General features: G+C 42.3%; 4 protein-coding genes and 1 pseudogene. 2 read left to right on the top strand and 3 right to left on the bottom strand.

The genetic code is table 11. From position 1 onward, the window contains the following. Positions 1-105: 105 nt before the first annotated feature. Complete coding sequence (locus tag ACFIK1_RS05580; protein WP_375662273.1) at positions 106-477, bottom strand: helix-turn-helix domain-containing protein; 372 nt, start codon at positions 475-477, stop codon at positions 106-108. 1,374 nt (positions 478-1,851) lie between these two features. Between ACFIK1_RS05580 and ACFIK1_RS05585 the strand changes: the two genes are divergently transcribed. After that, the gene (locus ACFIK1_RS05585) at positions 1,852-1,989 is read left to right on the top strand and encodes a hypothetical protein (RefSeq protein ID WP_375638510.1); all 138 of its coding nucleotides are present in this window, start codon (positions 1,852-1,854) and stop codon (positions 1,987-1,989) included. Positions 1,990-2,598: 609 nt separating this feature from the next. Here ACFIK1_RS05585 and ACFIK1_RS05590 read toward each other — a convergent pair. Continuing rightward, complete coding sequence (locus ACFIK1_RS05590; protein ID WP_375662274.1) at positions 2,599-3,630, bottom strand: DUF3472 domain-containing protein; 1,032 nt, start codon at positions 3,628-3,630, stop codon at positions 2,599-2,601. Between the two features lie 458 nt (positions 3,631-4,088). Here ACFIK1_RS05590 and clpB point away from each other — a divergent pair, with 458 nt between their 5' ends. Continuing rightward, positions 4,089-6,668, top strand: coding sequence for an ATP-dependent chaperone ClpB (gene clpB / locus ACFIK1_RS05595; protein WP_375662275.1), 2,580 nt, complete (start codon positions 4,089-4,091; stop codon positions 6,666-6,668). Positions 6,669-7,073: 405 nt separating this feature from the next. Here the strand turns inward: clpB and ACFIK1_RS05600 are convergent. Beyond that, positions 7,074-7,143 (bottom strand): annotated as a pseudogene (locus tag ACFIK1_RS05600) (transcriptional regulator); the annotation flags it as partial.

Here is a 7,143-nt window from a genome sequence, read left to right on the forward strand (position 1 = left end):
GGGCTTGTTTGTAGCGCCTTTTGAAGCACTCTCCTTTGAGGGGGCGTGATCTGAAGCTTATATTTTAGAGGGATTAACGAATAATGTTGATTGTTGTGCTTTTGCTTAATCAGAAATCAACCACAAGATTGCTTTTTGTTTTTTCGGCTGGAGGTCTCTAAAATTTTTTAAAAGGGTGTGTTCTTTTTCGCTATAGGTGTATTGGTCGTGGTGTAAGAGAGTTTCTTTTGTGGGAAGATCTTCTTTTGTAGCAATATCTGCATAAAAAAAGTTTACGGGAACTTCTAGTTTTTGAGCGATTTTGAGTAAACATTTGGCACTTACACGATTTAAGCCTTTTTCGTATTTTTGGATTTGTTGGAAACTGACACCTAAATGGCTTCCTAATTCTTTTTGGGAAAGGCTCATTGAAATGCGTCTGTGGCGGATTCTTTTGCCTATCAAAATGTCGATAAAATGTGGATTTTTAGTTGGCACTTCAAGCCCCCCTCCGGTTGCGAGCGCCCTCGCATTGGTATTCCGGGAGTCTNCGGTTGCGAGCGCCCTCGCATTGGTATTCCGGGAGTCTGAAAACACTGACTTGACTCAGCTTTTTGCTTTTAGTGCTCATCGCACCTGGACATAGCAAAATCTCCCGGAATTCCGGGATACCCGCAAAAGTGGGCTCATTTTACGCTAGAGCTTAGGGTTTTTGAATCCCTCTTGATCGCTGCGTAGACGACCAAAATTACACTTTAAGTGATAAAGTAATTTCAGAAGATTGGCAAGAAAAATGAAAATAATCTCAAAGACTATAAGATTGGGTACTTTTTAAAAAGTGCGAAATATGGATTATAAATCGCGCTTTTACCTATCAGAATGTCGATAAAATATGGATTTTTGGTTTGCACTTCAAGCCCCCCTCCGATTGCGAGCGCCCTCGCATTGGTATTCCGGGAGTCTAAAAGTACTGAACCCTAGTCAGCTTTTTGCTTTTAGTGCGGAAACGCACCTGGACATAGCAAAAACTCCCGGAATTCTAAGGATACTCGCAAAAGTAGGTTCAATTGTACGCTAGGGTTTAGGGCTTTTAGTTCCCTGTTGATCGCTGCGTGGACGATCAAAATTACACTTTAAGTGATAAAGTAATTTCAGGAGATTGGCAAGAAAAATGAAAAATTTTCTATTCTGTTATACCGTAAAACGGCGCTATTTGAAGGAGGAGTGAAGAGCTTGAATATTCAGGGTAGGGCTTGATTTGTTGAGCCTGGTGAAGTGCTGTCTTTTTTGGGGGGGGAGACTGTAAGGTACTAGGCAAAAAGCTGGGTTCGTTTTCAGAACAGTGTTTACAGTGCAGCGCGGGGTGGTGATGTGGAAATTTTATTTGGCTGACTTCTGTAATAACGTAAAAGCGTTAAAACGTATATCCGTAAAATGATGCGGGGGATTTGTGCTTTGTGTATACTTTTATTTGGCGTGGAATGTGGTGAGATAAATGGGGGAATGCATTTGTGAGTGGAGCGGGGAAAGCTGGGATGAAAAGGGGTGTTAAATGCATTTTCTGGAGAAGAGTATGTGGAGAATATTTGGAGGAAGGGCTTATTTGTCTTGTCTGATGAAACAGCATTTTTTGATATGTGGGATAGCCATATGAAATAATCAGCAGGGGAATCTAATAGACAAGAAATCAGATTTTTGCAGAGCAGTGTTTACAGAGCAGTGCGTGGGGTGAATCTTTCGTTGGCTGTTTTCTGTGAATGTGTAAAAGCGTAAAAATGTGAATCTGTTAAAGTGAAGAGGAGGATTTATGGATTTATGCATTGTGCGTGTTTTGGTGGCACGTTGGGTTTTTGCATGGATGGGGTGAGATAAATGGGGAGAGAACGAGCTTGTGAATCGAGGAGGGAAGCTGGAATGAAGAGTGCTGTAAGTCGTAAATGTTTGATGGGAGAGAAAAAGGAGTGCGTGGAATGGGAGAGTGCCTATGGACAAGGGGGAGGGTGTGGATAAGAGGTGGGGGTAGTTTAAAGGGATGCGTGAAGGGATGGTGTGAGGGTGATAGAAGAGGGAGGGTGAGGCTTTTATTAAAGGGTGCTGTGGTTTTGAAAGGGGGTGAGAATGGAGAAAATACGCTGGAAAGTATGATGATGAGGTGAGCTAATTTTGGGGGCACGTTGGGTTTTTGCATGGATGGGGTGAGATAAATGGGGGGAGAACGAGAGCTTGTTAATCGAGGAGGGAAGCTGGAATGAAGAGTGCTGTAAGTCGTAAATGTTTGATGGGAGAGAAAAAGGAGTGCGTGGAATGGAGAGAGTGCCTATGGACAAGGGGAGGGTGTGGATAAGAGGCGGGGGTAGTGCAAAGGGATGCGTGAAGGGATGGTGTGAGGGTGATAGAAGAGGGAGGTGAGGATTTTATTAAAGGGTGTTGTGGTTTTGAAAGGGGGTGAGAATGGAGAAAATGCCCTGGAAAGTATGGTGATGTGGTGAGCTAAAAGGGATGAGAGCAGGGCTCGAAAAAATAACTGGGAAAGGGAGCCGTGGTGGGGAAATGAAAAAAAACTTTCTCACCCCCAGTTGTTTTCAAAGGGGAGTGAGGGGCTTATCAAGAAGAAAAAAGCTAGTTTCTTTTCATAATCTTCCAAGTTTTTCCATCAGACATATACATAATCTTTTGACCTGTGGTTATCTTTTGTGTGCCGTGAGTGGTGTGAAGCGTAGAACTGAAAGCCGCTAGATGATCTATAAAGATTGATTTCCACTTAAATGAATCAGGAGATGGCAAAAAGATATTGGGTGCCCAAGAACGATTTTTTGAACGAATAACGACAAGCTCTTTTTGTTTCAAAACGTTAGAAATTGTTTCTGCAGACAGATCTTTCTCATTGGAAATTTGTATTTCTGGTTTAGTAGTAGGCGAGGCTAAACCTCCAAAGTCGCTTATACTTGTCATGCAAAAGTTGGATGTACATGATGTTTGGATGAGGTCAGAATCTTGACACTTTCCTTGATTAGAAGCTTTCAGACTCCCTTCGTGTAGCTTGTTTTGTTTTATGCCTTGAGGCTCAAAAAAAATCGAACTTTGCGGACTTAAATCATAACAGGAGGAGAGATGTCTCTTCCAACGAGAATGGTCTTCAACAAAACTTGAAGATTTACGGAGTTGTCCAAATGTATTTGGTACTTCTATGGTCCCAATATTCACTTTTTTACCCGTTATAAAATCGACTACTGTCGCTGTAACTAGATTTCCATTTTTTTCAACATATAATCGATATCTGCGTCCCATCTCCCATGGAAAGTTAATTTCACATCGTACTCCTGAACCTTCCTGAGTAAAATGCTTACATGTATTACCCTTCCATCCCGTTGCATTCCAGATAGAAAAATGAATGGTACGGCCGCTCCTGTTGAAAAAACCAATTTGTCCACTTTTTCCATTTTGGAATTCAAATTTATTTCCCCAGAAATAGATGGAGTTAGGCCCACCATCGTAATTTACTTGCTGGGTGAACACAAATAGATCAAATGATGCATTTTTAAGCCATTCATGCTCTATTGTAATAACTTTGCCGGCAAAAATGGCATAGCTTGGTTTACTTATCAGAAGGAATAAAAGTATTAAAATAACCTTTTTTACAGTATGGTACATACTAAAATCCTCTATCTTAATAAAAATAGTGTAACTTTATAAGTATTAAAGCACATATTCAATGTTTTGTTAAGTAAAATTAGAGAAAATACTTTAATGTTTACTCTAAACTATATGCTGTAAAGACTACTTTGTTTAAAGTGTTTTTGCATGCTCCTTTTCTGCTGTTCAAATTTAAGTTTAATGGTGGAATTTAGGGGTGATGGTTTAAAAAGGGGAGTGATGATGGGGGGGTATGAGAAAAGTTGCGGTTTTTATTTAAAATGATAGCGTATTTTTTTTCTCCCTCTTGCTATGAGGCTTGTAGAAACCCATATTCTTTTTAGCACTATGGTTCTTCTTCTTGCTGCTTTTTTCGCGGTGTTTTTTAGAGGCTGGATAATCCTTTCTGGATGTTTCTTTTGTGGAATATTGGAGAGGTTAAAGTGTGGTGATGGCTTGAGATTTAAGGAAAAAAAATGAACTTGGAAAAATATAGCGAACGCGTGCAGGGTTTTTTACAATCAGCACAAAATAGCGCTCTTGCTTCTGATCATCAGCAGTTTTTGCCGGAGCATTTCCTGAAAGTGTTGTTAGACGATTCTCAAGGATTGGCTGCATCGCTTATCCAAAACGCTGGTGGTGATCTTACTCTTATTCAAAAGGCGCTAAAAGAAGCACTTGATGCTTTGCCTAAAGTGCAGGGAGGAAATGGACAGCTCTATCTTTCGCAGCCATTGGCAAAAGTTTTCGCGCTGGCTGAGGATATTGCGAAAAAAGCCGGTGATCAGTTTGTGACCGTGGAGCGCATGTTGCAAGCGCTGATCATGGAAAAGACCGCAAAAACAGCCGATATTTTAACAAGTGGAGGATTGACCCCGCAAGCGCTTAATCGGGCAATTAATGCGCTGCGGAAAGGAAAAACAGCAACAAGCCCCCATGCTGAAGGACAATATGATGCCTTGCAAAAATATGCCCGGGATCTCACAAAAGATGCCCGTGAAGGAAAACTCGACCCTGTGATTGGGCGGGAAGAGGAAATCCGCCGCACTATTCAGGTGCTTTCACGGCGGACCAAAAATAATCCCGTGTTGATTGGTGAGCCTGGGGTGGGGAAAACAGCTATTGTGGAAGGGTTAGCTCTGCGCATTGTTAATGGCGATGTGCCTGAAACTTTGCGGGATAAACAGCTTCATGCGCTGGATATGGGAGCGCTTATCGCTGGTGCAAAGTATCGTGGGGAATTCGAAGAGCGCCTTAAAGCGGTGCTGGCAGAGGTGCAAGCCGAAAATGGACAAATTATCCTCTTTATTGATGAATTGCACAATCTTGTTGGCGCTGGAAAATCTGACGGTCCTATGGATGCTTCTAACTTGTTAAAACCTGCTCTTGCACGCGGAGAACTCCATTGTGTGGGCGCTACTACGCTCGATGAATATCGAAAATATGTCGAAAAAGATGCTGCTTTGGCACGCCGCTTCCAGCCTGTCTTTGTACCTGAACCCTCTTTGGAAGATACTATTTCTATCTTGCGCGGTATTAAGGAAAAATATGAACAACATCACAAAGTGCGCTTGGCTGATAGTGCTTTGATTGCGGCGGCGCGTTTGTCTAACCGCTATATTACGGATCGCTTCTTGCCGGATAAAGCGATTGATCTGATCGATGAAGCGGCGGCGCGTTTGCGCATGCAGGTCGATTCAAAGCCGGAAGAACTCGATGCTGTTGATCGGCGTATTTTACAGTTGAAGATCGAACGGGAAGCTTTGAAAACAGATGTCGAGCCAACAGCAAAAGAACGGTTGGAAAATGTGCAGGAGGAACTCAAAACATTGGAACAACAGTCCGCTGAGATGACAAGTGCTTGGCAGGCTGAGAAACAAAAATTAGGGCATGCTGCTGATTTGAAAAAACAACTCGAAGAAGCCCGTAATGCTTTGGCTATTGCACAGCGTGATGGACAATTCCAACGCGCTGGAGAGCTCGCTTATAGCGTTATCCCTGAACTCGAAAAACAATTGAGTATCGCGGAAAATGATGACCAACAAAATCATCTCGTTGAAGAGACGGTCACTGCTGAACATGTGGCGCGGATTGTTTCGCGCTGGACCGGTATTCCTGTTGATCGAATGCTGGAGGCAGAACGGGAGGCGCTGTTGCGGATGGAAGATGAAATTAGCAAACGTGTGATTGGGCAGGGAGAGGCTGTTCAAGCTGTTTCTCGCGCTGTACGTCGTGCGCGTGCAGGGTTGCAAGATCCTAATCGGCCGCTTGGCTCTTTCATGTTTTTGGGTCCTACTGGTGTGGGGAAAACCGAATTAACCAAAGCTCTTGCCGCTTTTCTTTTCCAAGACTCCAATGCCATGTTGCGCATCGATATGTCGGAATATATGGAAAAACATGCTGGGGCGCGGCTGATTGGGGCACCTCCTGGATATGTTGGATATGAAGAGGGTGGGGTGCTGACCGAGGCTGTACGTAGAAGACCTTACCAGGTCATTCTGTTTGACGAAATTGAAAAAGCACACCCTGATATTTTTAATCTCTTGTTGCAAGTGCTCGATGAAGGACGTTTGACCGATAGTCAAGGACGTACCGTTGATTTTCGTAATACCTTGCTGATTATGACTTCTAATCTTGGTGCTGAGTTTTTAACTGCTTTGCCTGAAGGGCAAACAACCGATCAGGCAAAAAATGATGTTATGAATGTCGTTAAAGCGGCTTTCCGTCCTGAATTTTTAAACCGTATTGATGAGATTATTCTCTTTCAAAGGCTGCAACGTCACGATATGGAAGCTATCGTTGATATCCAGATACAACATTTGCAAAATTTGCTCAATGAACGCAAAATAACTTTGCAAATCGAGCCAGAGGTGAGAAAATTTCTTGCCGATAAAGGCTATGATCCGCTCTATGGTGCGCGTCCGCTTAAACGGATTATCCAAAAAGAAATTCAAGACCCACTGGCGGAAAATATCTTATTTGGAAAAATTCACGATGAGACAACGGTGAAAATTACAAAACAAGGAGATCGGTTGGAATTTTTGCCTGAAGATTAAGTTTGGAAAAATTCATGGTATAAAGGGCGGTGATAATCCTATTATGCGATAAAACACCGCTCTTTGAAGCGTGCTGATTTAGAAAGATCACGATGAGACAAGCGGTATTTTATTGCAAAGCAAAGGGAGTGGCTGGTGTTTTTGCATGTTAAATCAGCGTTTTCGAATATCGTAGGATTCTTTTACTTCTGTTTGTCGTGAAAACTATTTTCTTGCAATGTTATAAGTGAAGTCACAAGCGGGATTGCTTTATTGCTTTATTGCTTTGTGCGTTAAAGAGAAATGCCGTTTATCCGCCGTAAAACATTGCTCTTTGAAGGGGTGTGGGGAGCTGATCTGAATTTGACTTAAGGATGTTTTGTTGTTTGATATATTAACAAATAATGTTGATCGTTGCGCTTTTGCTTAATCAGAAATTAGCCACAAGATTGCTTTTTGTTTTTTCGGCTGGAGTTCTCTAAAATTTTTCAAAAGG

This window comes from Bartonella sp. OC16QHHD (assembly GCF_042194035.1).
Classification (GTDB): domain Bacteria; phylum Pseudomonadota; class Alphaproteobacteria; order Rhizobiales; family Rhizobiaceae; genus Bartonella.